The organism is Allorhizobium borbori, assembly GCF_014196535.1.
In the GTDB taxonomy this organism is placed as follows: Bacteria; Pseudomonadota; Alphaproteobacteria; order Rhizobiales; family Rhizobiaceae; genus Ectorhizobium; species Ectorhizobium borbori.
The window spans coordinates 54,242-79,647 of the sequence record NZ_JACIDU010000010.1 but is presented as its reverse complement, the minus strand read 5'-3'; the positions used below and the strand labels follow the sequence as shown (position 1 = coordinate 79,647).

General features: G+C 58.3%; 25 protein-coding genes. 11 read left to right on the top strand and 14 right to left on the bottom strand.

The window, feature by feature from the left end; genetic code table 11:
• Positions 1–57: 57 nt before the first annotated feature.
• The 3 genes from GGQ66_RS13315 to htpX all read right to left on the bottom strand — a co-directional run bounded on the left by GGQ66_RS13315 (position 58) and on the right by htpX (position 4,222).
• Entirely contained in the window at positions 58–1,737 is a 1,680-nt protein-coding gene (locus GGQ66_RS13315; protein ID WP_183793214.1) for a heparinase II/III family protein, read from the bottom strand.
• A gap of 98 nt (positions 1,738–1,835) precedes the next feature.
• Positions 1,836–3,254: an RsmB/NOP family class I SAM-dependent RNA methyltransferase gene (locus GGQ66_RS13310; RefSeq protein WP_183793213.1), complete on the bottom strand. Its 1,419-nt coding sequence runs from the start codon at positions 3,252–3,254 to the stop codon at positions 1,836–1,838.
• Positions 3,245–4,222 carry a zinc metalloprotease HtpX gene (htpX, locus tag GGQ66_RS13305; protein WP_183793212.1) on the bottom strand — a complete coding sequence of 326 codons (978 nt, stop codon included), beginning with the start codon at positions 4,220–4,222 and terminating at the stop codon, positions 3,245–3,247. The genes GGQ66_RS13310 and htpX overlap by 10 nt, the downstream gene beginning before the upstream one ends.
• Before the next feature lie 113 nt (positions 4,223–4,335).
• Between htpX and GGQ66_RS13300 the strand changes: the two genes are divergently transcribed.
• The 3 genes from GGQ66_RS13300 (at position 4,336) to GGQ66_RS13290 (ending at position 5,918) form a co-directional block, all read left to right on the top strand.
• Positions 4,336–4,569, top strand: a complete 234-nt coding sequence (locus tag GGQ66_RS13300; RefSeq protein ID WP_183793211.1) for a DUF1674 domain-containing protein — start codon at positions 4,336–4,338, stop codon at positions 4,567–4,569.
• Positions 4,570–4,617: 48 nt separating this feature from the next.
• Complete coding sequence (locus GGQ66_RS13295) at positions 4,618–5,070, top strand: thermonuclease family protein (protein ID WP_183793210.1); 453 nt, start codon at positions 4,618–4,620, stop codon at positions 5,068–5,070.
• Between the two features lie 152 nt (positions 5,071–5,222).
• The gene (locus GGQ66_RS13290) at positions 5,223–5,918 is read left to right on the top strand and encodes a DUF1013 domain-containing protein (RefSeq protein WP_183793209.1); all 696 of its coding nucleotides are present in this window, start codon (positions 5,223–5,225) and stop codon (positions 5,916–5,918) included.
• Positions 5,919–6,001: 83 nt separating this feature from the next.
• Here the strand turns inward: GGQ66_RS13290 and GGQ66_RS13285 are convergent, their stop codons facing one another.
• The gene (locus GGQ66_RS13285; protein ID WP_183793208.1) at positions 6,002–6,661 is read right to left on the bottom strand and encodes a YggS family pyridoxal phosphate-dependent enzyme; all 660 of its coding nucleotides are present in this window, start codon (positions 6,659–6,661) and stop codon (positions 6,002–6,004) included.
• Positions 6,662–6,843: 182 nt separating this feature from the next.
• On the opposite strand from GGQ66_RS13285, the gene leuS reads away from it, so the two are divergent.
• The 3 genes from leuS to holA are packed head-to-tail and all read left to right on the top strand — an operon-like array spanning position 6,844 to position 11,086.
• Positions 6,844–9,468: a leucine--tRNA ligase gene (leuS, locus tag GGQ66_RS13280; protein WP_183793207.1), complete on the top strand. Its 2,625-nt coding sequence runs from the start codon at positions 6,844–6,846 to the stop codon at positions 9,466–9,468.
• Positions 9,458–9,979 (top strand): LPS assembly lipoprotein LptE, encoded by a 522-nt coding sequence (gene lptE / locus GGQ66_RS13275; protein WP_183793206.1) that lies wholly within the window; start codon positions 9,458–9,460, stop codon positions 9,977–9,979. Before leuS ends, lptE begins: the two co-directional genes overlap by 11 nt.
• 60 nt (positions 9,980–10,039) lie before the next feature.
• Positions 10,040–11,086, top strand: coding sequence for a DNA polymerase III subunit delta (gene holA / locus GGQ66_RS13270; protein ID WP_183793205.1), 1,047 nt, complete (start codon positions 10,040–10,042; stop codon positions 11,084–11,086).
• Between the two features lie 27 nt (positions 11,087–11,113).
• On the opposite strand, the gene GGQ66_RS13265 is transcribed toward holA, so the two are convergent.
• The 8 genes from GGQ66_RS13265 to hemE all read right to left on the bottom strand — a co-directional run bounded on the left by GGQ66_RS13265 (position 11,114) and on the right by hemE (position 20,148).
• Complete coding sequence (locus GGQ66_RS13265; protein ID WP_183793204.1) at positions 11,114–12,004, bottom strand: ParB/RepB/Spo0J family partition protein; 891 nt, start codon at positions 12,002–12,004, stop codon at positions 11,114–11,116.
• Positions 12,005–12,077: 73 nt separating this feature from the next.
• On the bottom strand, positions 12,078–12,875 hold the full coding sequence (locus tag GGQ66_RS13260) for a ParA family protein (RefSeq protein WP_183793203.1): 798 nt from the start codon (positions 12,873–12,875) through the stop codon (positions 12,078–12,080).
• Between the two features lie 19 nt (positions 12,876–12,894).
• Positions 12,895–13,512, bottom strand: a complete 618-nt coding sequence (gene rsmG, locus GGQ66_RS13255; protein WP_183793202.1) for a 16S rRNA (guanine(527)-N(7))-methyltransferase RsmG — start codon at positions 13,510–13,512, stop codon at positions 12,895–12,897.
• A 13-nt stretch (positions 13,513–13,525) separates the two neighbouring features.
• Positions 13,526–15,403 carry a tRNA uridine-5-carboxymethylaminomethyl(34) synthesis enzyme MnmG gene (mnmG, locus tag GGQ66_RS13250; RefSeq protein WP_183793201.1) on the bottom strand — a complete coding sequence of 626 codons (1,878 nt, stop codon included), beginning with the start codon at positions 15,401–15,403 and terminating at the stop codon, positions 13,526–13,528.
• A 120-nt stretch (positions 15,404–15,523) separates the two neighbouring features.
• On the bottom strand, positions 15,524–16,849 hold the full coding sequence (gene mnmE / locus GGQ66_RS13245) for a tRNA uridine-5-carboxymethylaminomethyl(34) synthesis GTPase MnmE (RefSeq protein ID WP_183793200.1): 1,326 nt from the start codon (positions 16,847–16,849) through the stop codon (positions 15,524–15,526).
• Positions 16,850–17,131: 282 nt separating this feature from the next.
• On the bottom strand, positions 17,132–18,397 hold the full coding sequence (gene rho / locus GGQ66_RS13240) for a transcription termination factor Rho (RefSeq protein ID WP_183793199.1): 1,266 nt from the start codon (positions 18,395–18,397) through the stop codon (positions 17,132–17,134).
• A gap of 192 nt (positions 18,398–18,589) precedes the next feature.
• Positions 18,590–19,135, bottom strand: a complete 546-nt coding sequence (hemJ, locus tag GGQ66_RS13235) for a protoporphyrinogen oxidase HemJ (RefSeq protein ID WP_370686351.1) — start codon at positions 19,133–19,135, stop codon at positions 18,590–18,592.
• Between the two features lie 2 nt (positions 19,136–19,137).
• Positions 19,138–20,148 (bottom strand): uroporphyrinogen decarboxylase, encoded by a 1,011-nt coding sequence (gene hemE / locus GGQ66_RS13230; RefSeq protein WP_370686346.1) that lies wholly within the window; start codon positions 20,146–20,148, stop codon positions 19,138–19,140.
• Between the two features lie 427 nt (positions 20,149–20,575).
• On the opposite strand from hemE, the gene GGQ66_RS13225 reads away from it, so the two are divergent.
• Genes GGQ66_RS13225 through dnaQ form a run of 5 tightly spaced genes read left to right on the top strand, consistent with a single transcriptional unit; the run spans position 20,576 to position 24,199 of the window.
• On the top strand, positions 20,576–21,397 hold the full coding sequence (locus tag GGQ66_RS13225; RefSeq protein ID WP_183793196.1) for a pyruvate, water dikinase regulatory protein: 822 nt from the start codon (positions 20,576–20,578) through the stop codon (positions 21,395–21,397).
• A 43-nt stretch (positions 21,398–21,440) separates the two neighbouring features.
• The gene (locus tag GGQ66_RS13220; RefSeq protein ID WP_183793195.1) at positions 21,441–22,040 is read left to right on the top strand and encodes a Maf-like protein; all 600 of its coding nucleotides are present in this window, start codon (positions 21,441–21,443) and stop codon (positions 22,038–22,040) included.
• Positions 22,033–22,893: a shikimate dehydrogenase gene (locus GGQ66_RS13215; RefSeq protein WP_183793194.1), complete on the top strand. Its 861-nt coding sequence runs from the start codon at positions 22,033–22,035 to the stop codon at positions 22,891–22,893. Before GGQ66_RS13220 ends, GGQ66_RS13215 begins: the two co-directional genes overlap by 8 nt.
• Positions 22,890–23,489, top strand: a complete 600-nt coding sequence (gene coaE / locus GGQ66_RS13210; protein WP_183793193.1) for a dephospho-CoA kinase — start codon at positions 22,890–22,892, stop codon at positions 23,487–23,489. The genes GGQ66_RS13215 and coaE overlap by 4 nt, the downstream gene beginning before the upstream one ends.
• A gap of 2 nt (positions 23,490–23,491) precedes the next feature.
• On the top strand, positions 23,492–24,199 hold the full coding sequence (gene dnaQ / locus GGQ66_RS13205; RefSeq protein WP_183793192.1) for a DNA polymerase III subunit epsilon: 708 nt from the start codon (positions 23,492–23,494) through the stop codon (positions 24,197–24,199).
• A 63-nt stretch (positions 24,200–24,262) separates the two neighbouring features.
• Here dnaQ and secB read toward each other — a convergent pair whose 3' ends face one another.
• Positions 24,263–24,736 (bottom strand): protein-export chaperone SecB, encoded by a 474-nt coding sequence (gene secB / locus GGQ66_RS13200; protein WP_183793191.1) that lies wholly within the window; start codon positions 24,734–24,736, stop codon positions 24,263–24,265.
• 76 nt (positions 24,737–24,812) lie between these two features.
• A complete protein-coding gene (locus tag GGQ66_RS13195) occupies positions 24,813–25,343 on the bottom strand; it encodes an FxsA family protein (protein WP_183793190.1) in 531 nt (176 codons plus the stop codon).
• Positions 25,344–25,406 lie beyond the last annotated feature (63 nt).

Here is a 25,406-nt window from a genome sequence, read left to right as displayed (position 1 = left end):
GCGGAAGAAACCACAGGCACGGAGATTCCGGCCTTTCCGGTGGAAATGATTCGCAGCTTATGCGCGCCGCGTCAGAATCCAGCGGATTTCCGGAGTGACATTCACCGAAAACTCCACCTCGATCTGTTGCGACGGCGAAATGCCGGAAGAATCCGCAAAGAAGACATCTTCGGTAATAACCGGTCGCTGGTCCGGTACGTGCAGATACCAGCTTTCACCATCCGGCGCGGTCAGCATCACGGATTCCTCATCCACCTGCTCCAGCTCGATGGCTGGATGGATGTGAAAGCGCGCAATGGCGACAAGCCCCGGATCGACCTCGGCGTTGCCCTTCGCCGGCAACAGGCGGTCATGACCCTTGATGTGGATACCAATGGCGTCCATGCTGATCGTGCGTTCGTGAATGAAGCCGAAGCGGCCGGCATAGCCGTCATGACTGGCGATGACGCGATCATTCCCGTCATCGTCTTCCTGACGTTCGACCTTCACTGCGGAAACGCCACTGACCATCACCGGGCCGATGAAATGCGAAGGGGATAGCCGCGATGAAGATGTATCCGCCAGCGTAACGGTGGAATGGGCGGCGGTGGCGCGCGCCAGTTGCTGAAAGCTGCGACCGGCAAAGCTCGGAGAGCCGGAATTGATAATGAACCGGTTCCGGCCCGACGACATCTCGAAGGACAGACAGCCGGAATGGGCCGTGCGGGAAAGCTCCGGTGAAAGCGGTATGCCCGTATCGACGATCAGCGTGGTCTGGTGCGCCGAAAGACGCTGGTAATGAGCATGCGGCAGCGCCTTGAAGGGCAGGCCGCTCGTTTCGTCATAACGCAAAACCGACATCAATTCATTGGCAAGTGTCGAAGTCGCGCCGTTGAACAGGGCGAGATTGCCGTCCTGATGGCGGAAGAAACGCAAGGCAGGATACATGCGATCGATGGCGGCGATCAGCTTCTGCGGCACGTCATGACCGAGATTGATATAGGTCTGGCGCAGCGGCAGGAGATCGAGCAGCAAATTGAGTACGGCGCGCGGGTTGCGCGAGACATGGCTGCCATCCGGCAGGATCTGCGCCTCCAGTTCGCTGTCCAGACGCCGCGCGGCGCGTTTCACCGTCGATACCTTGACCGGCATGGCAATGGACGCCATGGCGAGCGCGATACGAACGCGAAGCCGCACCTCACCCTCTTCCAGCGCGTTGGAGATCTTGTCGAGATAGGCCACCTGATAGGCGAGGCTTTTCATGAACCGGGCGTAGAAAGCGGCCTCCGCTCCCTGCAACACGACCGGCGAATGCGACAGCCAGGCAATGATCCGCATGGCGATGACATCCGGTTCCCAGGCAACACCGGAAACGCGACGACCGTGAAGCCCGATCCAGTCGAGGACGACGTCCCGGGCAACGGCGCAGACATCATCGGTCCGCACGGCCCGCATGTGGCGCAGCCAGGTGAAACTGTGAAGCTTGATGGCGAAATTCCGCGAGGGCAGTTCCAGGGTGAAGGGGGACGCCCCTTCCGTGACCAGCGCACGACCCGCCAGAAGATAGCGTCCCACGACGATTTCGTCCGCCACGAAGGTATCGACCGCTCTCAGGTCGGTCGGCGCAACCAGAAGCCTGTCCGGCGCACGACCGGTGGGCGGCACGAATTTCAGCCGCAGACGCACGAAGCCGATCCGGGCATTTCGCCAGGCTTGACGCAGATATAGACCAACGTGTCTGCGACGATCCGACCTCATATCCGCTTGAAAACACCCCCTCGAAACCTACCGACGCCAAAGGGACGCCGGCCAGAGACTGCCGCCGCCCTTCCGATCACGCCGGAATCACTTTTTGATTAATGATTGGTTTCTATCGACTTTTGAAGGACCGCGGCAAAAAAACCGTCCGTTCCTCCCGGATATTCACCGTCGCCTGTCAGCATGGCCGGCGTAGTGCGGATCTCGCCGCGTGCGTTGATCGCGGCCTGAAGCCCCGGAAAGTAGCTGGCCGGGACCGGCAGAAGGCTGACTTCCGGCGTATCGGCCAGAACCCGCGCGATCAGTTCCTCACCCTCGGAGGGGTCGAGCGAGCAATTGCAGAACACGACCTTGCCACCCGGCTTTACCAGCGTCAGCGCGTGGCGCAGCAGCTTCTCCTGAAGGGCTGCAAGCCTGACAATATCATCCGGTCCCTTGGTCCAGAGCACATCCGGATGCCGGCGCGTCGTGCCGGTGGATGAGCAGGGCGCATCGAGCAGAACGCCGTCATAAAGTGTGTCCGGCCGATGATCGAGAAGATTGGCCTCGACGCTTTCAGCCGAAAGCTTCAGACGCGCGAGATTGCTCTCAAGCCGCTTCAGCCGGCTTTTCGATTGTTCGACCGCCGTGACCCTCGCGCCAGCCTGAGCGAGCTGCGCCGTCTTGCCGCCCGGCGCGGAGCAGAGATCGGCGATGTGCTGGCCGGAAATATCGCCGAACAGCCGGGCAGGGATCGCCGCTGCCGCATCCTGCACCCACCATTCTCCAGCTTCGAAACCCTCAAGCTCGGGAATAGAGCCGGCAAAAGCATTCAGCCTGACGCTGCCGGTGGGCAGGACATGACCGCCGAGCTTTTCAGCCCAGCCTTGCGGATCGGATTTCACGGTGAGATCGATGGCTGCGGGTACGAGCTGGGCGGCGGCGATCTGTGCCGCTTCCTCCGCGCCATAGGCCGCAGTCAGTCGCTTCATGAACCAGTCCGGCATCGGCGAAACCTGTTCGACACTCGCCAGCAGCCCCTCCTTTTCACGTGACAGGCGGCGCAGAACGGCATTCACCAGCCCGGCGAAGCGCCGGTTGCGCGGATCACGGTTCGCCTGTTCCACCGCAAGGTCGACGGCGGAGTGATCGGGAATATCGAGATAAAGGATCTGGGCTGCCGCAACGACGAGAACGTGGTGCAGGGCACGCGCACCTTCCGGCAGCGGATTGGAAACAAGCGAAGCGAGGATGGCCTCAATGCGCGGCAGGTGGCGCAGCGTCGTATTGAGAATGGCGCGCACCAGACCGCGATCGGCATCGGTGAGCTTCAGATAGGCCGGATTTCCGCCGGTGGCATCCAGCATGCCGTCAAGCGGCGTCTTGCGGTCGATGACGGCGCCGATCAGCTTGGCGGCGGTCATGCGGGCTTCGAGGCCGGGCTTCGGCGGTTCCGCCATCGCGGTCGCATTATCCTTCGATCTTTGCGCGGACGCCGGCCTTGCGGGCCGGCGCTGATTATCTTTCGTCAAGACCATGGTCCTTTGGGCGGACGGGATGTGCCGCGTCCCGAACCCGCCGACGGCACGGAACGCCCTTTGCGCACCGCTGTACCAGCCGACGCCCGGGCCGTCGAGCGCGGATCGTACCCGCCCTGACCGAATTCAGCCGCCAGAGACTGAAGCGCGGCAATGCGGTTTTCGGTATTCGGGTGCGTTGAAAACAGATTGTCCATGCGCTCGCCCGACAGCGGGTTGATGATGAACATATGCGCCGTGGCCGGATTGCGCTCGGCTTCCTCGTTCGGGATCTGGTGGGCATAGCCGGAAATCTTGGCGAGCGCCGAAGCAAGCCAGAGGGGCTGGCCGCAGATTTCCGAACCGCGCCGGTCGGCAGAGTATTCGCGCGTGCGGCTGATCGCCATCTGCACCAGCATGGCTGCAAAGGGGGCCACGATCATCGCCACGAGAACGCCGATGAAGCCGAAAGGATTGTTGTTGTTCTCGCGGTTACCGCTGAACAGGAAAGCAAAGTTGCCGAGCATGGAAATGGCGCCGGCAAGGGTCGCTGTCACCGTCATTGTCAGTGTATCGCGGTTCTGGATATGCGCCAGCTCATGCGCCATCACGCCCGCCACTTCCTCTTCCGTGAGCATGTTGAGAAGGCCGGTGGAGGCGGCAACGGCCGCGTTTTCCGGATTGCGACCGGTGGCAAACGCGTTCGGCTGCGGATTATCGTAGATATAGACTTTCGGCATCGGCAGGCCGGCATTTGCCGAAAGCTGCTGGATCATGCCGTAGAATTCAGGGGCGCTGCGCGCATCGACCTGCTGCGCGTGATAGGCGGACAGCACCATCCGATCCGAATTCCAGTAGGAAAAGAAGTTCATGCCGGCGGCCACCACAAACGCGATCATCATGCCGCCCTGACCGCCAATCAGGTATCCGACGCCCATGAACAGGGCCGTCATGAAGGCCAGAAGCATGGCCGTGCGCATCAGATTCATCGTTTTCTCTCACTCCTCGTCGGGGTTTTGGCGAAACTCTTCCTATCTTCGCCCGAACGCTTTATGATTTGGTCATTCGTTCGCCAAATACAATAGTTCCACGGAGAAGCAGCATGTCAGAACCTGTCCTTGGCCCCATTGCCGGCAATGACAATGTCGCGAGCGAGACCGGGGAAACACCGAAGAAGGTCCTTTCGCCCGCCGCACAGCGCGCGTTGGCAGAAGCAGAGGCGCGACGCAAGGCGGAAAAGCCGCTGGACCTGCCGCCCGAGATCGGTGGCCGAGGGGGTGCGGAACCGGCTCGCTTCGGTGACTGGGAAGTCAACGGCCGCGCCATCGATTTCTAAGATAAAATTCCTATTGACTGCTCCGTGTAATTGGAATTAATTCCTTTCATGCGTTCGCTTTCGACTGCCGCCCTGACAACCCTGTTTTCGCTCGGCGCCCTTGGCGGCGCGGCGGCGTCCGGACGCACGACCATCGAAGGACCGGTGAACGCCACGGTAATCAGGGTTATCGATGGCGATACGCTTCTGGTGCGGGCAACGCCCTGGCCGCAGCATTCCATCGATGTCTATGTGCGCCTGCGCGGTATCGACGCGCCGGAACTGAAGGCGCGTTGCGAAGCGGAGCGCTTTGCTGCCCGCACGGCCCGGCGCGCATTGGGAGAGAAGGTTCCCGAGGCCAGCGAGGTTCACCTGAGCCGTATTTCCGGCGACAAGTATTTTGGCCGTGTGCTGGCCGACGTGCATCTGGCGGACGGTTCCAACCCCGCCGGAGACCTTCTGGCAGAAGGTTATGTGCAGCCCTATGGCGGCGGCAAACGCGCTCGACCCGTCTGTTTTTGAGCCCGTGAAGGGCTGCTTATTTTTGGGATATGCCTCGCCAAGGAAGAATTGCATTTCTGTGACGACGCGTTTATAAGGGGCCACTTTCCGGAAATTGTGGTGATTACCCACGGCCCGCGACAACCGGCGCGGACGACAGAAGGACTTTATCCATGGCCCAACAACTGCTGATGCCGAAAGCGACCGCCGTGTGGCTCGTCGATAACACCGCGCTTTCCTTCGAACAGATTGCCCAGCTTTGCAAGCTTCATCCGCTTGAAGTGAAGGCCATTGCCGACGGGGAGTCCGCGCAGGGCATCAAGGGTCTCGATCCCATCTCCACCGGCCAGTTGACGCGCGCCGAAATCGCCAAGGGCGAAGCCGATCCGAACCACAAGATCAAGATCGCCGATCCGAAGGTTCGCGTTCCCGAATCCAAGCGCCGCGGCCCGCGTTACACACCGGTGTCCAAGCGCCAGGATCGGCCGAACGCCATCCTTTGGCTGGTGCGCAATCATCCCGAACTCAAGGATGCCCAGATTTCGCGTCTCGTCGGCACCACCAAATCGACGATCGAGCAGATCCGCGAGCGCACCCACTGGAACTCGACCAACCTGACGCCGATGGACCCGGTAACGCTTGGCCTCTGCAGCCAGATCGACCTCGATCTCGAAGTCGAAAAGGCCTCGCGCGGCCGTCCGCTGCCTTCTGCGGAAGACCTGACGCTGGTTCCGGCCCGTGAAACCGAAAACCTTGGCTTCTCCTATGATCAGGAAGAGGAAAAGGAAATCGATGCCGATGCCGTGTTCGCCAAGCTGAAGTCGCTGAAGTCGACCCACACGGAAGAAGACGAAGACGACAATTTCTGAACCTGAATGGTTCTCCAATGAAAAACCCCGGAGCGGACAGCCGCTCCGGGGTTTTCTTTTAGGCTTTGTTCGACACTCAAACGTCAGCGCGTGCCGAAGATGGCGGAGCCGACACGCACGCTGGTGGCGCCGAAACCGATGGCCGTCTCGTAATCGCCGGACATGCCCATGGAAAGCTTCTCCACACCGTTCTCCGCTGCGAGAAGAGCAAGCAGCGCAAAATGTGGCCCGGGATTTTCGTCCGCCGGTGGAATGCACATCAAGCCTTCGATGGTGAGCCCCAGTTCCTCCCGGCAAAGCTTGAGGAAAGCGGCCGTATCGTCCGGCGCAATGCCGGCCTTTTGCGGCTCGAGCCCGGTATTGACCTGAACATAGAGGCGAGGGCGCTTGCCCTGCTTTTGCATTTCATCGGCAAGCGTGCGAGCAATTTTCTCGCGATCGACACTCTCGATCACATCGAAGAGCGCCACGGCCTCCGCTGACTTGTTGGATTGCAACGGACCGATGAGATGCAGTTCGATACCCGGTGTTTCCGCCTTCAGGTCCGGCCATTTGGAATAGGCTTCCTGCACGCGGTTTTCGCCGAACACGCGCTGACCCGCTTCGATCGCAGGGCGGATCTGATCGGCATCGAAGGTTTTTGAAACGGCGACCAGCATCACCGCGCCGGCAGAGCGCCCCGCTTCCGCCTCGGCCTTGAGAATTTTCCCGCGTACTTCGTTCAACCGCGCCTTGAGGTCCATGGTTCTCGTCCTTCCGGAAATTGCCGGCAAAGCTGTAGCGCCATGAGGCGGTTCTTGCCAAGGGAGGAGGGGCTATTTTGCAGCGCGAAGAGGCCCCGCAAGGCCGTTTTACTTGACGCTTCCCGCCTTTCGTGGTGAAGGTCAGCCCGACTCTTTTTCCCGCATTTCCCGGAATGAACAGCATGGCAACCGAACGATACAATCCGCGTGACGCCGAACCCCGTTGGCAGAAGACCTGGGACGAAGCGCAGGTCTTCACCACGAAGAACGACGATCCGCGCGAGAAATATTACGTCCTCGAGATGTTCCCGTATCCGTCGGGCCGCATCCACATGGGCCATGTGCGCAACTACTCGCTCGGCGATGTCGTGGCACGCTACAAGCGCGCGCGCGGTTATAACGTGCTGCACCCCATGGGCTGGGACGCCTTCGGCATGCCCGCCGAAAACGCCGCCATGCAGAACAAGACCCACCCGAAGGCGTGGACCTACGAGAACATCGCCACCATGCGCAGTCAGCTCAAGTCCATGGGCCTGTCGCTGGACTGGTCGCGCGAATTCGCCACCTGCGATGTCGATTACTATCACCGCCAGCAGCATCTTTTCATCGACATGCTGGAAAAGGGTCTCGTCTACCGCAAGCAATCCAAGGTCAACTGGGACCCGGTCGACCAGACGGTTCTGGCCAACGAACAGGTCATCGAAGGCCGCGGCTGGCGCTCCGGCGCGCTGGTTGAACAGCGTGAACTGACGCAGTGGTTCTTCAAGATCACCGACTTTGCCGAAGACCTGCTGGAAGCGCTCGACACGCTCGACCAGTGGCCGGAAAAAGTGCGCCTGATGCAGAAGAACTGGATCGGCCGCTCCGAAGGCATGCTCGTGCGCTGGGAAGTCGTTGCCGGCACGGCCAATGCGTCCGATGTAACGGTCTACACCACGCGCCCGGATACGCTGTTTGGCGCGTCCTTCCTCGCTATCGCGGCCGACCACCCGCTGGCAAAGGAAGCCGCTGAAAAGAGCGTCGAAATCGCCGAATTCTGCGATGAATGCCGCCGCGCCGGCACCTCGCTGGCGGCGCTGGAAACGGCGGAGAAGAAGGGTATCGATACCGGCATCCGCGTGCGTCATCCGCTCGATCCTTCATGGGAACTGCCGGTTTACGTCGCCAATTTCGTGTTGATGGACTACGGCACGGGCGCGATCTTCGGCTGCCCCTCCGGCGACCAGCGCGACCTTGATTTCGCCCGCAAGTATGACCTGCCGGTCGTGCCCGTGGTCATGCCCGCCGATGGCGACGCCGCAACCTTCACGGTGGGCGACGAGGCCTATGACGGCGACGGCGTGATGATCAATTCACGCTTCCTCGATGGACTGACCACGGAAGCCGCCTTCCAGGAAGTGGCGAACCGCCTGACGGCGCAGACACTGGGCAACGCGCCGCAGGGTGAGCGCAAGGTGAACTTCCGCCTGCGTGACTGGGGCATTTCCCGCCAGCGTTACTGGGGCTGCCCGATCCCGGTCATCCATTGCGAAGTCTGCGGTATCGTGCCCGTGCCGAAGAAGGATCTGCCGGTTAAGCTGCCCGACGACGTGACCTTCGACGTGCCCGGCAACCCGCTCGATCGTCACGCCACCTGGCGCCATGTGGCCTGCCCGCAATGCGGCAAAGATGCCCGCCGCGAAACGGACACCATGGACACCTTCGTGGATTCGAGCTGGTATTTCGCCCGCTTCACCGCCCCGTGGGAAAACAATCCGACCGATCCCAAGGCGGCCAACCACTGGCTGCCCGTCGATCAGTATATCGGCGGTATCGAACACGCGATCCTGCACCTGCTTTATTCTCGCTTTTTCACGCGTGCCATGCGCGAGACCGGCCATCTGGACCTGAAGGAGCCCTTCAAGGGCCTCTTTACCCAGGGCATGGTGGTGCACGAAACCTATTCGAAGGGCGAGGGGACAGCCCGCGAATGGATCGCACCTGCAGACCTGCGCATCGAGGAAGTCGAGGGGCAGCGCCGCGCCTTCCTTCTCGCCTCGAATGAAGAGATCAAGATCGGCTCCATCGAAAAGATGTCGAAGTCGAAGAAGAACGTGGTCGATCCCGACGACATCATCGCCTCCTACGGTGCCGATACCGCCCGCTTCTTCGTTCTTTCCGACTCTCCGCCGGATCGTGATGTGATCTGGTCGGAATCCGGTGTCGAAGGCGCACACAGGTTCGTACAGCGCACCTGGCGACTGATTTCTGAAGCCGCCGAAAGGCTGAAGGAAGTGGGGGCGACTCCGGCTAAGGAAGGCGATGCGCTCGCGGTATCGCAGGCAGCTCACCGCACGCTGAAGGCCGTTCAGGGCGATTTCGACAAACTGGCCTTCAACAAGGCCGTGGCCCGAATTTACGAACTCGTGAACACGCTGGCTGCACCCTTGCAGGCTGTCGCCGCCGGCAAGGCGGACACCGCTACAACAGCCGCCCTGCGCAATGCCGTCGAGATCCTGATCCAGATTATCGCGCCGATGACGCCGCATCTGGCCGAGGAATGCTGGTCCGTTCTCGGTAACAAGGGGCTCGTCGCCCATACCGACTGGCCGGCCTTCGATGAAGATCTTGTTGTCGAAAACGACATCGTTCTTCCGGTTCAGATCAACGGCAAGAAGCGCGCGGAATTGACAATCGCCCGCGACGCATCCCAAGATGCCGTAAGTCAGGCTGCACTCGGTCTCGACGCAGTTCAGACCGCCCTCGACGGTCGCACACCGAAGAAGATCATCGTCGTCCCGCAAAGGATTGTGAACATTGTCGTCTGATCGTCGTTCCGGAACCGGCAAGCTGCTCGCAGCCCTTGCACTCATTGCTTCGGCAGGTCTTCTTTCAGCTTGCCAGGTGAAGCCGCTTTATTCCGAAGGCAGCGCCGCACCTGCGGCGCTGAAGTCGGTCGGCTTTTCCGACGCCAAGGACCGCGTCACGCAGGAAGTGCGTAACCGTCTGATTTTCCTGGCATCCGGTGGTGCTGGCGAAGCGACGAACCCGGATTATGAGGTTCAGCTCGACGTCAAGAGCCGCGCCATTGGCGTTCTCATTGACGCGACATCGGACACGGCCCGTGCCGGCCGCATCATCGTCAATGCTTCCTACACGCTGAAGCGTGCCAAGACCGGCGAGATCGTCAAGGCAGGTCATCGTTCCGCCATCGCTCTGGTTGATTATCCCGCACAGGAATTCGCCAAGCTTCGCGCGATCCGCGATGCCGAAGACAGGGCTGCCCGGGAAGTGGCAGAATTCATCCGCATGGACCTCGCCGGCGCGCTTTCCCAGTAAGACAATGCGGCCCCTTTCTGCCGATGTGGGAAGGGCCGCCCAAAGCGGGACAAGTATCCGATGACGGAAATCAAATCCCACGAATTCGACGGCTTTCTGCAACGTTCAGCCCGCACAAGCCGGCTTTTTCTCGTCTATGGACCCGACCGTGGCCTCGTCTCCGAGCGGGCAGGCGCTCTGGCCAAGGTCAGCGGCATCGCACTCGACGATCCCTTTGCTGTCGTGAAACTCGATGCTTCCGTACTGCAGAATGATCCTGGCCGTCTGCTGGATGAAGCCAACACCATTGGCCTCTTCGGTGGTGGAAAACTGATCTGGGTCAAGGCCTCCGGTACCGAGAAGGCGCTTGTCGATGCGCTCACCGTTCTCGCCTCTGCGCCACCGGCAGACAGCACCGTTATTATTGAAGCAGGCGACATCAAGAAGGGTGCAGGCGTTCGCAAGCTGGCCGAGCAGGCATCAACCGTTGCCGCCATTCCCTGCTATGCCGATGACGCACGCGCGCTGAACGCCCTGATCGACCGAGAACTCGGCGCTGAAGGACTGCGCATAACGCCAGGCGCCCGCGAGTTTCTGCTGGAATCGATCGGCGGTGACCGCCTCGCCTCTCGCAACGAACTGCAGAAGCTCGCTCTTTACGCCAAAGGGCAGACGACAATCGATGAAGACGATGTAGCCGCTATCATCGGCGATGCCAGCGCCATATCGACCGACGAGGCCGTCGACGCAGTGCTGACTGGCGATCGCAACGGCTTCTTTCACGCCATGCGCAAGATCACGACGTCGAAAACACCTGTCTTTCTTGTTCTACAGGGCTGTCTGAGGCAATTTCAGATGCTCGATCAGATGCGGGCCGAAATGGATGACAAGAAGACGCCGATCGCGCAGGTAATGCAGACCTTCGGTCGCGGTATTCACTTCAAGCGCAAGCCGGCCGTGGAACAGGCATTGAAAACGTGGAACAGCGCAGCCATCGCCCGGGAAATGAATCGCCTGCAGGCGGCCATTTTCCAGACGAGACAAAAGCAGGCGCTGGAAGAATCCATCGCACTGCATACATTGTTATCGATCACCGTTCAGTCGTCTCAACGTCAACGGATGGGATGAAGAATCCGGCTACTGAATCCGGCTAAATCAATTCCGTGCTTCGAGAAGGCGGCAGATTTCTTCAAGTTGCTCCAGGGTTTTGTAGGAGATGCGAACCTGCCCACCGGAAGCACGGTGGTTGATTTTGACATCAAGACCCAGCGCGTCCGTAAGGGAGCGTTCAAGAGCGAGGGTATCCGAGTCCTTCTCCGGTAGAGAAACAGGGCCAACTTTGGTCTCGGACTGCGCCTTGATGTCATTCTGCGCCAAACGTTCGGCATCGCGCACAGACATGCCTTTATCGACGATCTTGCGAGCAAGTGCAGAGGGATCGGATGTCAGGACCAGCGCACGCGCGTGTCCGGCCGATAGGGAGCCCTCATACAGCATGTTTCGAACGGGGTCGGGCAATTTCAGCAGACGAAGGCTGTTTGCGACGTGGCTACGGCTCTTGCCGATGATCTCTCCAAGGTCGTTCTGCGTGTAGCCATGCTCCGCAATCAACTGCTCGTAACCAAGAGCCTCTTCCAACGGATTAAGGTCAGACCGTTGGACGTTTTCGACAATCGCAATCTCAAGCGCTGTGCGATCATCGACATCCCGAATGATAACAGGAATCTCCGTCAGCCCGGCCAATTGCGCGGCCCGCCACCGACGTTCACCGGCAATCAACTCAAACGCATCGCCAGGCATCCGCCTAACCACTACTGGTTGAACGATACCGTGCTGACGAATGGAATTAGCGAGGTCCTGAAGCTCAACCTCATTAAACTGGCGTCGTGGGTTGCGTGGGTTTCGCGAAATAAACTCGATAGGCACATTACGGTCTGCGCTAACGGGCTCGGAACGAGTATCCCCAACGGGCGCGGACTGGTCGATTTCGCCAATCAATGCCGCAAGACCGCGTCCCAAACGCCGCTTGGAAACATCGTCGCTCATTGATAACTCCTATAAAATTTCAACCGTACCGAACAAAGGTCGGCAGATATGGAATCAAATCGCAAAAGCGGAATCAGGCCGCGATCTTTCTGCGCCGTTCCCGCTGAATCACCTCGGAAGCCAACTGCAAATACGCCTGGCTGCCAGCACATTTCAAATCGTAAAGGATCGCCGGTTTTCCATAGGAGGGCGCTTCCGACACGCGGACATTCCGGGGAATGAGTGTATGGTAAACCTTCTCGCCAAGGTGCTCACGCACGTCATTGACGACCTGTTGTGCCAGATTATTCCGGGAATCATACATGGTCAGAACGATGCCCTGAATATCCAGGGACGGATTCACCGTGCGCCTGACTTCATCAACTGTTTCAAGGAGTTGACTCAACCCTTCCAACGCAAAGAACTCGCACTGGAGCGGCACGAGCACGGAATGAGCCGCAGCCATGGCATTGACAGTCAACAGATTGAAGGAAGGTGGGCAATCCAGCAGAATATAGCTATAGGCAAAAGCTTCTTCGGTTTGCAGCGCCTGCCGGAGCCGGAATGCGCGATCGCCGCGTTGCGCGATCTCCATTTCCAGGCCCAGAAGATCCATCGTGGACGGCACAATGAACAGATTCGGTACAGCCGTCTGTAAGGCGGCTTCACCAATGCTCCGCTCGCCGACCAGAACGTCGTAGGACGAACAGGCCCGGTCGCGTCGGCCGATACCCAGACCGGTGCTGGCATTGCCCTGAGGGTCGAGATCAATGATCAGGACACGCTCACCGATAGCCGCGAGGGCAGTTGCGAGGTTAATGGCAGTCGTCGTCTTGCCGACGCCGCCCTTCTGATTGGCAATGGTAATGATCCGGTTCCGCTCGTTCGCCATACCTACCACCTAAATCGGATTAAGCTTTTGCGGTGAGGGCGTTTATCTCCAGAAGAACGGAGTCGGCCTCAACCTTGCTTTCATGTATTACCAGATCGAAGTCCCACCGACCACGCGCTTTATCGAGTTCCGCGCGATAATCCCGTCCTTTGTGAAAGATGGCACTAGCCTTACGCCCATCGCACATCCAGGGCGAGGCGTAGTCGAGTAGCTTGTCCAGTTCGGCCAAGGCGCGTGCAGAAACAACATCACAGGCCGGGATTAAGCTGGATGCGTCTTCAATACGCTTGGCATGGACCGACCCACGCGCGCCGGTTTCATTCAGCGCAACTCGTAGGAAGGCTGCCTTCTTATTGTTGCTCTCGACGAGATGAACCCATCCAGCGCCGGCTTCACTCAACAAAATGGCGGTAATAATGCCCGGGAAACCGCCGCCGCTCCCAAGATCAACCCATTCCCGCGGCCCGGGAAGAATTTGGAAAACACGAGCACTGTCCGCAATATGGCGGCTCCACAACGTTTCCTTGGTGGAAGGCGCCACGAGATTGATCGACTTCGCCCATTTCTGAAAAAGCGCTGCGAAATGCTCCAGTTTCTCCTGTGTTTCACGTGAAACGCGGAGGCCGTTCAAATTCATAGGAAGACTCGCTTTACGTGTGACGCGTTGCAAATTGTTTCGGATCAGAATCTTTTCGCAGATAAGCAAGTATGAGTGACAGAGCTGCAGGTGTCATACCATCGATCCGACCCGCCTGTGCGAGATTAACTGGCTGGAATCGTTTAAGTTTCTGTTTCAACTCATTTGATAGGCCGGGTAAAGCGCCGAAGTCGAAATCGGGTGGAATCACCTTTTCCTCTTCACGCCTCGCATCGACAATATCGGCACGCTGCCGGTCCATATAAACCGCATAGGCCGCCTCGATTTCAAGAGCGCTCGCAGCACGATGAGGAAGCGACCCAATCTCAGGCCAGATTTGGCATAGCCGCTCCAACGATTGTTCCGGATAAGCCAAAAGCTCATAAGCGCTTCGCCGCTTGCCGTCCTGATTCAACCGAAGCCCGAAATTCGCCGCCTCTGAAGGCGTGATGTTCAAAGACTGGAGCAGTTCACGACCGGATTCAATCTCCTGTCGATATGCCGAGAACCGTGTCCATCGCTCTGTTCCGACCAGACCAAGGCGTTCTCCAGTCGGGGTGAGCCGCATATCCGCATTGTCGGCCCGCAGGGAGAGTCGATATTCCGCCCGTGATGTAAACATACGGTAAGGCTCGGCGACACCCTTCGACGTAAGATCGTCGATCATCACCCCGATATACGAATCAGTCCTGCTGAAATGGTAGGATTCACGACCACCAGCGAGATGGGCTGCATTCAGGCCAGCCACAAGGCCCTGTGCAGCCGCTTCCTCATATCCGGTCGTGCCATTGATTTGCCCAGCCAGGAACAGGCCAGGCAGCTTTTTGAGCGCCAAGGCAGGCGTCAATTCACGCGGATCAACAAAATCATACTCGATGGCATAGGCGTACTGAATGACGTGCGCCTTCTCCAGCCCTGGGATCGTCCTGAGGAAAGCAGCCTGAACATCCTCAGGCAGGGATGTCGAGATGCCGTTCGGATAAACCGTATCATCGTCCAGCCCTTCGGGCTCCAAAAAGATCTGGTGACCGTCACGCTCGCCGAAACGAACGATCTTGTCTTCGATTGATGGGCAGTAGCGCGGACCAATACCTTCGATCTGGCCGGAATACATCGCCGAGCGACCGATATTTTCTGAAATGATCTTGTGGGTTGCATCCGTCGTTCGGGTAACACCACAATCGATCTGGGGGTTTCTGATACTATCAGTAAGAAAGGAAAAGGGAACCAGATCGTCATCCGCCGACTGGCGTCCGACGCCGTCCCAGTCGATTGTCTTACCATCCAGGCGGGCCGGCGTACCCGTCTTGAGCCGGCCCAATGCAACACCCGTTCGCAGCAAGGTCTGCGACAGACCTAAGCTGGGCTCTTCGCCCATGCGCCCGGCCGGTATCTTCTTGTCGCCAATATGGATTAGACCGCGAAGAAAGGTTCCGGTTGTCAAGACGGTGGCAGCGCAGGAGTAGCTTCGGCCATCCGCGGTGATGACGCCCGAAACGCGGCCGTTCGTCAAAGCCAGGTCGAAAGCGTCTCCCTCGATTACATCAAGATTATCAATTTCAGCGATAGCCGCCTGCATGGCCAGTCGATAAAGCTTCCGATCGGCCTGAGTGCGTGGTCCACGAACGGCCGGCCCTTTCTTGCGATTGAGCATACGAAACTGGATGCCGCCCGCATCGGCGACACGCGCCATCAACCCGTCGAGAGCGTCAATTTCGCGCACCAAATGGCCTTTGCCCAAACCACCGATGGCCGGGTTACAGGACATGACCCCGATCGTGTCACGCTTGTGGGTAAGAAGAGCTGTCTTAGCCCCAAGGCGCGCCGAAGCCGCTGCTGCTTCGCAGCCAGCATGACCGCCGCCGATAACAATGACATCATAATGGTTCATGCGTCTCACACTCCTGCAACTCGTGCAGATGCCTTCAAGCCTGTACTGTGTCAATCCGTTTCACGTGAAACACAGACAACCAGACTCGCCATGGGTGCAAAATGTTTCACGTGAGTCACGTCATTTACCAATGCAGAATTCGGAAAAGATCACATCAAGCAATTGCTCGACATCAACGCGTCCCGTTACTTTTCCCAATTCGTGGCCGGCCATGCGCAAAAATTCGCTGCGGACATCCAACCCCAAATGGTCATTCGTCAACGCTTCGACAAGACAGGTCTGCGCAGCTCTCAAATGCCCGACTTGACGGGCCCGAACAGGAAGCACAAAGCCCGAATGTTGATTGAGAACTTCAAGGTCGCCAATGAGCATTTGTTTTAGCGTATCCAACCCCGTTCCGTCCACGGTTGAAATGCAGAGGTCGTAATCCGCGGTGGCAGGGTCATCCTGGTGTAAATCGATTTTGTTTCCGATCCGAATCGATTTCTTGGTATCATCCAAAAGCGACAGGACCGTTCCTTGACCGATCTCTTCGACATAAAGGACGATATCGGCCGATTGAGCCGCTCGCAAGGCACGCTTGATGCCTTCCTGCTCCACCCGCTCATCGGTTTCGCGCAAGCCGGCGGTATCGTAGAGACGGACGAGATAACCGCCAATGTCGAGATCGACATGAAGCACATCCCGCGTTGTCCCGGCAACATCCGTAACAATTGCCAGATCGCTTCCGGCCAGAACGTTCATAAGGCTCGACTTACCCGCGTTCGGTGGACCGGAAATCACGACTTTCAGCCCATTCCGAATAATTTCACCCTGTCCGGCCTGTCGTAAGTGGGCGTTCATCTCGTCGCTGAGATGCACAACCTTTTTCCAGACCTGATCCGACACGGAACCGGGCACGTCATCTTCGTCGGCAAAGTCCAGCTCGGCCTCGATCAGCGCCCGCATGCGGGTCAATGTGTCGGCCCAGCCAGTATAAATGGAAGATAGACCGCCAAAGCTCTGTTCCATTGCAAGGCGACGCTGCATTTCCGTTTCGGCAGCGATCAGATCGGCCAATCCCTCCATTTCAACGAGATCAGCCTTGCCATTCTCAAAGGCGCGACGTGAAAATTCACCAGCTTCAGCCTGACGAAGCCCGGTTATGGCGGCCAGTTCGTCAAGGAGCCTGTACACAACGGCCCGACCGCCGTGAAGGTGAAATTCAACGCTGTTCTCACCTGTAAACGAGTGGGGACCCGGGAAGGTCAGAACCAATCCTTTGTCTATGACCTCATTATTTCGGCTTCGAATCGTTCGTAGAACCGCCGTTCGCGCTTTGATTTCCGTGCCTGTCAACGCCGCGGCAACGCGCAATGCCTCGGGACCACTGACGCGAACTACTGCGACACCGCTTGGCAAGCTGCCCGAGGACAGGGCAAAGATTGTATCTTCGGAGTACGCCATTCAGCACCAAAGGAAGGGTCATCTACGGATGTGCCGGACCCGGTTGATTGTGGATCGCTTCGCCAGGATGCACCGAAGTGGCAAAGCGCGCGAGATGCGCGTTGAGATCAGAGCGAAGTGCTGCTGTCTTGGACGAGCTTTATGGAAAGATCAAGTCTGGAATCACCCGCTTACGATAGCGGTGGAAGGCGCCGCGGCCCATCCATACATAAAACCCGCCGCAGCGATGCGACGGGTTTTATTAGCTTTGTGCGCGAACTTAATGACGAATCCGGCTAAGGATTACGTATTCATCGAATCGAAGAAATCACCGTTCGTCTTCGTCTGCTTGAGCTTGTCCATAAGGAACTCGATTGCGTCGGTCGTGCCCATCGGCGCGAGAATACGACGCAACACAAAAATCTTCTGCAGGTCCTGACGCGGAACGAGAAGATCTTCCTTGCGAGTACCGGACTTGAGAATATCCATAGCCGGGAAGATACGCTTGTCGGCAACCTTGCGGTCAAGCACGATTTCCGAGTTGCCGGTACCCTTGAATTCTTCGAAGATGACTTCATCCATGCGGCTGCCGGTGTCGATCAGCGCCGTCGCGATAATCGTGAGCGAGCCACCCTCTTCAATATTGCGGGCCGCACCGAAGAAACGCTTCGGACGCTGCAGCGCGTTAGCATCCACACCACCCGTCAGAACCTTGCCGGATGAGGGAACGACGGTGTTGTAGGCCCGGCCAAGGCGGGTGATCGAATCAAGCAGAATGACGACATCGCGGCCATGCTCGACCAGACGCTTGGCCTTCTCGATGACCATTTCCGCCACCTGAACGTGGCGCACGGCCGGCTCATCGAAGGTGGAGGAGACGACTTCGCCGCGCACGGAGCGCTGCATATCCGTCACTTCTTCCGGACGCTCGTCGATCAGCAGGACGATGAGATAACATTCCGGATGGTTTGCGGTGATGGAATGGGCAATGTTCTGAAGCAGAACCGTCTTACCGGTGCGCGGCGGTGCAACGATCAGACCGCGCTGGCCCTTGCCGAGTGGCGCGACAAGATCAATCACGCGGGCCGACAAATCCTTGGAAGTCGGATTTTCCAACTCCATCTTGAACCGTTCGTTCGGGTAGAGCGGCGTCAGGTTGTCGAAATGCACCTTGTGGCGGATCTTTTCGGGATCATCGAAATTGATCGTATTGACCTTGAGAAGCGCGAAATAGCGCTCACCTTCCTTCGGACCACGAATCGGTCCCTCGACCGTATCGCCGGTTTTCAGCGAGAAACGGCGGATCTGGGAGGGCGAGATGTAGATATCGTCCGGGCCAGGCAGATAGTTTGCATCCGCAGAACGCAGGAAGCCAAAACCATCCTGGAGAACTTCAACGACGCCGGCGCCGATGATCTCGACATCCTGACTCGCCAGAACCTTGAGAATGGCAAACATCAGCTCCTGCTTGCGCATGGTGCTGGCGTTTTCCACCTCGAGCGTTTCCGCAAAGGTCAGAAGTTCCGTCGGAGATTTGTGCTTGAGTTCCTGAAGCTTCATTTCAGCCATGAAGGGGCACCGTCTTGTCGAAGAAGAAAAAGGGGAAAGGCGTGTTGGCAGGATTCACACCGGCGGCTCAGCGCAGGCATCGGAACAGGTCACACAGGCCAATGGAGATGAGATGCGCGGAAAATAGCGATTCACGTGAATCGCCGCAAGCGGAAAGCGCATCTGCGATGAAATATTCTCAAAACTGTGATCTCAACCGGAAAACGGCTTCACGATCACGAAGATGACGATCGCTATCATCAGCACGGTCGGAAGCTCGTTCATCGCCCGCCAGTAACGCGCCGTCTTGCGCGGACCGTCCTTGACGAACGTCCGAACGGCGCGGGCAAAGTGAACGTGAACCAATGTCAGCAGAACGACCAGCAGCAGTTTCACATGCAGCCAGGCCCCCTGAAACCGGTAAAAATCCCAGGCGATGTAAAGGCCAAGCATCCATGAAATCATCATGGCCGGGTTCATGATAACCGTGAGCAGACGCTGTTCCATGATCTTGAAGGTCTCGGACTGGACAGAACCCGGTTCGGCATCGGTGTGATAGATGAAAAGCCGCGGCATGTAGAGCATTCCCGCCATCCAGGCGATAACCGCAATCACATGCAGCGCCTTCACCCAGAGATAGAAATCATCCGGCTGGAGAACGTAAAGCACGACGAGCAGCGTCAGAAACAGACCGATGGCGATGAAGGCCTTGATCGCTGCTCGTCGACCCTGGGACGCGTCCGTCTGCTTTTCCGGCATCGTCATGCCAATTCGCCTCGAACGCGCTTTACGAGTGCCGTAACGTGGTCAGGATTGGCTTCCGGGGTGATGCCATGGCCGAGATTGAAAATCAGCGGGCCATGCCCCAGCGATTGCAGGATCGCGTCGATCCCATCGTCCAGCGCCTTGCCACCCGCAACAACCCGCATCGGATCGAGATTGCCCTGAACCGCGCCGTCCCTCTGCAGATCGACGGCAAACTTCAATGGCACCGACCAGTCAAGCCCGATCGCATCTGCACCCGTGATCTGGCGATAATCCTTGAGCAGAAGCCCCGCGCCCTTGGCAAAGGCAATGATCTTCGCCTGTGGCCGGCGTGCTTTCACCGAAGCGATGATGCGTCTGACGGGTTGCGCGGCGAAAGCCTCGAATTCCGCTTCGCCGAGAACACCGGCCCATGAATCGAAAATCTGCACGGCGTCCGCGCCGGCGTCGATCTGGGCAACGAGATAATCGGCAGAAATATCGGCGAGGACATCGAGAAGCCGGGCGAAGGCTTCTGGATAACGATAGGCGAAAAGACGGGCAGGGGCCTGATCCGGCGTTCCCTTGCCGGCGATCATGTAGGTCGCAACCGTCCAGGGTGCGCCGCAAAAGCCGAGAAGGGTCGTTTCGACCGGCAGCCCCGCGCGAATACGGCTGACCGCTTCGAAGACCGGCCTGAGATGATCGAGAACACCAACCGGCGAAAGGGCGCGAATACCGTCGGCATCGATCGGGTCCATCTCCGGGCCGTGCCCGACGTTGAACCGGACATTCCGCGAAAGTGCGTCGGGAATGACGAGGATATCGGAGAAGAGGATCGCAGCGTCGAAACCATATCGCCGGATTGGCTGAAGGGTCACTTCCGTCGCCAGTTCCGGATTGTAACAGAGATTGAGGAAACTTCCGGCCTTTGCGCGGGTTTCCCGGTATTCGGGGAGATAGCGACCTGCCTGTCTCATAAGCCAAAGCGGCGGGGGTGCCACCGTTTCTCCCGAAAGCACCCTCATGATTTTCCGTTCGCTTGCCTGCAAGACCTCTGTCTCCAATCAAATAAAATAGGAATCTTCGGATTTTCTATTTCTTAGAGTCGGTGAGTAGCAAGGATTAAAATCAATCCCGACAAAATGCCGCGACAGGGTGTTTTCCAACACGGATTGCATTGGAAAATATCCATTTTCCTGAAGACGGGGGATAATACGGATTATGCCAAGGGAATCAGTGTTATAGCGGATCGTCAAATTCAAACGGACTTGTGGATAACGAGTGTATGGCTTTTGAAGAGTGATCCTTTATGAGTCTTGTTCACAGGGCATGGTTTTCGATAGGAGATGAAATTCCGAATGTGGAAAACTGGGCGGTTTTCCCCTAGCGTCGGAACCGCTCCGGCAAATCCGGTAAACTCTCCCGGTCTATCAACAGGGTGGTCAGGATAACGTGGAAAACCGCAAAAACTTCTTCCACCTGCATCTGATCTCGGACTCGACCGGAGAAACGCTGATTTCCGCCGGCCGTGCCGCTTCCGTGCAGTTTCGCGATGCCCAGCCCGTTGAACACGTCTATCCGCTCATCAGAAGCCGCAAGCAGCTTCTGGCGGTTCTGGAACTCATCGATGCCGAGCCAGGCATTGTTCTCTATACACTGGTGGATCAGGAACTGGCCGGGCTGGTTGATGAACGTTGCCGTGAGATCGGCGTGCCGACGGCCAATGTGCTGGAGCCGGTAATGAATGTGTTCCAGCTTTATCTCGGAACGCCATCGCGTCGCCGGGTTTCCGCGCAGCATTTGATGAACGCGGATTATTTTGCGCGGATCGAAGCGTTGAACTTCGCGATGGATCATGACGATGGTCAGATGCCGGAGGATTACGATGAGGCCGATGTCATCATTCTCGGCGTCAGCCGCACGTCTAAAACGCCGACCAGCATCTATCTCGCCAATCGCGGCATCAAGACAGCCAATATTCCGATCGTTCACGGCGTTACGCTGCCGGAGGCCCTGTTTACGGCAACGAAGCCGCTGATCGTCGGATTGATCGCGACCTCCGATCGTATTTCCCAGGTTCGCGAACACCGCGAGCTTGGCACGGTCTCCGGCTATGACCACATGCATTATACGGATCGTGCGGCAATTTCGGAGGAGTTGAAATATGCCCGCGCGCTCTGTGCTCGCAACAACTGGCCGGTGATTGACGTCACCCGCCGCTCCATCGAGGAAACGGCGGCGGCCATCGTTGCCCTGCGCCCAAAGCTGCGTTAGACCGGACAACCGTTCCCAGTCTGTTTCACGCGGAAAATGCCCGATGGCCTTGCCCCTCATTCTCGCTTCGTCCAGTCCGTTCCGTCGGGCGCTTCTTGAAAACGCCGGACTGAGTTTCGAGGCCCACGCGGCCCGGATTGATGAACGCGCGATCGAAGCACCACTCGAACAATCTGGCGCGACGCCGGATGCCGTGGCGCTGCATCTTGCTCGTGCAAAGGCCGTCGAGGTGAGTGAGCGTTATCCCGGTGCTTTGGTCATCGGTTCGGATCAGACCATGTCGCTCGGTTCGCGCGTCTATCACAAGCCGCCGACAATGGAGGCCGCCGCCGCTCATCTTTTGTCATTGTCAGGCCAGACGCATCGGCTGAACAGCGCTGTTGCTTTCGCCCGCGATGGCGCCATCGTCTGGGATCATATCGCCCATGCGGACATGGCTGTGCGGACGCTGACACCGGACTTTGTCGCGCGCCATCTCGCACGTGTCGGTACCAGAGCGCTGCAAAGTGTTGGTGCCTATCAGTTGGAAGGTGAGGGCATCCAGCTTTTCGAGAAGATTGATGGCGATTACTTCACCATCATCGGATTGCCGCTTCTGGCGGTTCTTAAGGAATTGCGTCGCATGGGGGAGATCGATGGCTGATTCACGTGAAACATTAACCAAAAAGGCCTTCGTGACCGGTTATCCCGTGAAACATTCACGCTCGCCGCTCATTCATGGCCATTGGTTGAAGACACTTGGGATTGACGGAAGTTACACGGCGCAGGAGGTGGCGCCGGAAAATTTCCCGGCTTTCATCTCGGCGCTGAAGGAAGGCACGAGCGGCTTTCGCGGTGGCAATGTCACTATCCCTCACAAGGAAATGGCTTTTGCTCTGGCCGATGAGCCGGATGCGCTGGCATCCGAACTCGGTGCGGCGAATACGCTCTGGCTGGAAGAAGGGCGGTTGAAGGCGACAAATACCGATGGCATGGGCTTCACCGCCAATCTCGATGAGCGCCATCCGGGCTGGGATATGACAGACTGTGCTGTCGTGCTGGGTGCGGGCGGTGCCAGCCGGGCCATTCTTCAGGCACTGCGCAACCGCGGCATCGGCGAGATCCATGTGCTGAACCGCACGCTTGACCGGGCCCGGGAACTGGCCGATCGCTTTGGAGATCGGATTCACGCCCATTCCCTGGAGGCCTTGCCGGAGGTGATGAAAGGAGCGGGCCTCTTCGTCAACACGACTTCGCTCGGCATGGATGGATCAGACGTTCCCGATATCGATTTCTCGTCCATGAAAACCGGCGCCGTTGCGACCGATATCGTTTATGTCCCGCTCATGACGCCAATCCTGGCGATGGCAGAAGCGCAGGGTCTTGCTATCGTTGATGGCCTCGGCATGCTGCTGTATCAGGCCGTGCCGGGTTTCGAAAAGTGGTTTGGCCGGCGTCCCGCTGTCGATGAAACCCTGCGCACTCTGGTGATCGCCGACATGGAAAATCACGCATGATCATTCTCGGACTGACCGGCTCCATCGGCATGGGTAAGTCCACGACCGCGGATTTTTTCCGGGCGGAAGGTGTGCCGGTGAACGATTCGGATGCAGTGGTTCACGATCTCTATCGCAGCGAAGCGGTAGAACCGGTTGGCCGGCTCTTCCCGGGCAGCGTTGAAAACGGAACCGTCAACAGGGTGGAACTGAGCCGGCAACTTTCCGAGAATCCGGCTAAGTTTAAGGAGCTTGAGGCGGTCATTCACCCGCTTGTGCGGGCCCGCGAAGGGGCGTTTCTGGAGCGTGAACGGGCGGCGGCGACACCGATCGTTCTTCTTGATATTCCGCTTCTCTTCGAAACGGGTGGTGAAGCGCGAGTTGATGCGATCGTAGTCGTGACCTGCGATCCGGAAATCCAGCGTGCCCGTGTTCTCGCCCGACCAGGCATGACGGTGGAAAAATTCGAGTTGATTCTGAGCCGGCAAATCTCGGATGCGGAAAAACGTAAGCGCGCCGATTTCATCATCGATACGGGGCAGGGGCTTGAGGCGGCCCACGAGCAGGTGCGGCAGGTGCTCGCCATCCTCAAGACCGGCTGGAAGCGGAAAGGCTGAACATGCGTGAAATCATTTTCGATACGGAAACGACGGGCCTCGAGAACAAGAACGACCGCGTGATCGAAATTGGCGGTATCGAGCTTTTCAATCATTTCCCGACCGGTAACACGATCCATTTCTATATCAATCCCGGCGACCGCAAGGTCCACCCGGATGCGCTTGCAGTGCACGGTATTTCGGATGAGTTCCTGAAGGACAAGCCACCCTTTTCCGAAGTGGCGCCGAAGATCATCGAATTCTTCGAAGGCGCCAAGTGGATTGCCCATAATGCCACCTTCGACATGGGCTTCATGAACGCCGAGTTTGCCCGGTTGAACCTGCCGCCCGTGCCGGGTGAACTTGTCGTTGATACTCTTGCCTTGGCCCGGCGCAAGAATCCGATGGGTCCGAACACGCTCGATGCGCTCTGCCGTCGTTATGGTATCGACAATTCCCACCGCACGAAGCACGGCGCACTCCTCGACGCTGAATTGCTGGCCGAAGTCTACATAGAAATGATTGGCGGTCGTCAGGCGGCCTTCGGCCTGACGGAGGAGGAACGCCGCATCGAGGGCGATAACAGTGACGATGCGACGATTTCGGAATTCGGGCAAAGGCCACGGCCGCTTGTCTCGCGGCTGACCACGGAGGAGCGCGATCGCCACGCGGCGATGGTCGCGACGCTCAAGGGCACGCCGATCTGGTCGAAATACGAGGATCAGATGTAATCATCGCCAAAGAAAAAGCCCGGTCGCAAAACCGGGCTTTTGTCTGTCGCAAGGCGTTTCGGATCAGTTCGCCTGAACCTTGGCGCGGGCCTGTTCTTCGGCCATGCGCTGCGAAAACATCTGCGTGAAGTCGATCGGGTCGATCATCAGCGGCGGGAAGCCGCCGTTGCGCGTTGCGTCCGCGACGATCTGGCGAGCGAACGGGAAAAGCAGGCGCGGGCACTCGATGAAGAGGATCGGCAGGATATGTTCCTGCGGGAAGCCGGTAATGCGGAACACACCGCCATAAACCAGTTCAACCGCGAAGAGGGCCTTGTCGCCATCCTTGGCTTCCGCGTTCAGCGAAAGAACGACGTCGAAATCATTTTCGGAAAGCGGGTTGGCATTGACGTTGACGGAGATGTTGATCGCCGGCGGATTGTCACGGGCCTGGAGCGAGCGCGGCGCACCCGGGTTTTCGAAGGACAGATCCTTGATGTACTGGGCAAGGATGTTGAGGGAGGGCTGAGCACCCTCGGAAGAATTCTCGTTGGCCATGGGGCTTTCTCCGAATTTGATTTGTGCCGCTCTAGCATTTCGCAAAGGGGCTTACAACCCTGAGCGCCGGGGCCTCTCAGCCGTCGATCTGCTTGCCTGGCCCAGCCCAGGGCGAGCGGTTCTGCCCTGATCCGTCCTTCGGTTTCGTCTCCTCGTCGCGGTGGAATTCCCCGTCATCGAGATCGATCACCGACGGTCCGGATTTGGTATTGCGTTCGCCTGTATTCGAGCGGCGATAGAATTGAGCCGACCGCGTTACGACGACATCGGGCTTCAGTGAACGCCAAAGAAAGCTGCGCGTAAGCGGCAGGAGCAGAAGCAGACCAAGCGCCGAGGTGATGAAGCCCGGAATGACGAGCAGAAGACCGGCGACCATATGCAGCATGCCGCGCACCACCTCACCGCCTTCCGCGCCGGTCGCGCCGGCTTGAAGGCCGCGCAACATCGACAAGCCCTGCTTGCGCATCAGAATCATGCCGCCAAATGAACTGGCCAGAACGGCAAGAATGGTGGCCCCGACACCGATCCTTTGCCCGACCAGCACGAACATCGCGATTTCCGCCAGCGGCAAGAGAAGAATGAGGGGCAGTAACAGGCGCGAAGACATGATTTCCCTGATGATGAAGTCGAAGTGACCGGATTCCGTAATGATTCCGCCCTTGGCAGTTTG